This window comes from Cupriavidus laharis (genome assembly GCF_914271435.1).
Classification (GTDB): domain Bacteria; phylum Pseudomonadota; class Gammaproteobacteria; order Burkholderiales; family Burkholderiaceae; genus Cupriavidus; species Cupriavidus laharis.
On sequence record NZ_CAJZAI010000052.1, the window covers coordinates 1 to 666 of the forward strand.

The following is a 666-nucleotide window of genomic DNA, read 5'->3' on the forward strand; positions in this document are numbered from 1 at the left end:
GCCACTGAATGTAAGTCGCTGACCCATTATACAAAAGGTACGCCGTCACCCCTTGCGAGGCTCCGACTGTTTGTATGCATGCGGTTTCAGGATCTATTTCACTCCCCTCCCGGGGTTCTTTTCGCCTTTCCCTCACGGTACTGGTTCACTATCGGTCGATCACGAGTATTTAGCCTTGGAGGATGGTCCCCCCATCTTCAGACAGGATTTCACGTGTCCCGCCCTACTTGTCGTACACCTAGTTCCACAACGCTGTTTTCGCATACAGGGCTATCACCTGCTATGGCCGGGCTTTCCATCCCGTTCTGCTAACAACACTGCTAAAGAGTACAAGGCTCTTCCCATTTCGTTCGCCACTACTTTGGGAATCTCGGTTGATTTCTGTTCCTGCAGCTACTTAGATGTTTCAGTTCGCCGCGTTCGCTTCCCTTGCCTATGTATTCAGCAAGGGATGACCCATACGGGCCGGGTTTCCCCATTCGGACATCTCCGGATCAAAGCTCGTTTGCCAGCTCCCCGAAGCTTTTCGCAGGCTACCGCGTCCTTCATCGCCTGTGATCGCCAAGGCATCCACCACATGCACTTGTTCGCTTGACCCTATAACAAGTGTGTCTCAAGGAGACATCCTGCTACAGGTGAGTTCTCGCATTTGTGCCGTATTCCAAG

General features: G+C 52.4%; 1 rRNA gene. It reads right to left on the reverse strand.

The features are described from left to right. Window positions 1–597 (reverse strand): 23S ribosomal RNA (locus tag LDO29_RS28085); the annotation flags it as partial. Between the last annotated feature and the right edge of the window lie 69 nt (window positions 598–666).